This is a genomic window from Kistimonas ophiarachnellae (assembly GCF_057552235.1).
Window position 1 is genome coordinate 1 of record NZ_BAAJPA010000089.1, and the last position, 296, is coordinate 296.

At 49.3% G+C, this 296-nt stretch carries 2 tRNA genes; both read right to left on the bottom strand.

The features are described from left to right. Positions 1–56: 56 nt before the first annotated feature. Positions 57–132 (bottom strand) — tRNA-Ala (locus AC27K1_RS21765). A gap of 34 nt (positions 133–166) precedes the next feature. Then, positions 167–243 (bottom strand) — tRNA-Ile (locus AC27K1_RS21770). Between the last annotated feature and the right edge of the window lie 53 nt (positions 244–296).

Consider the following 296-nt stretch of genomic DNA (forward strand, 5'->3'; position numbering starts at 1 on the left):
AAAGCTTTCCAGAGAAAGCTTTTTAAATATGTTTAGGGAATGGGTTTGTTTCGAAATGGTGGAGCCATGCGGGATCGAACCGCAGACCTCCTGCGTGCAAGGCAGGCGCTCTCCCAGCTGAGCTATGGCCCCTTATTCAATGCTTCACCACCTTACCTAAGCAAAGTGGTGGGTCTGGGAGGACTTGAACCTCCGACCTCACCCTTATCAGGGGTGCGCTCTAACCACCTGAGCTACAGACCCAAACGCATTCACTAAACACACTTTATTAAAGAGCAAAGCCGCTTTTAACAACT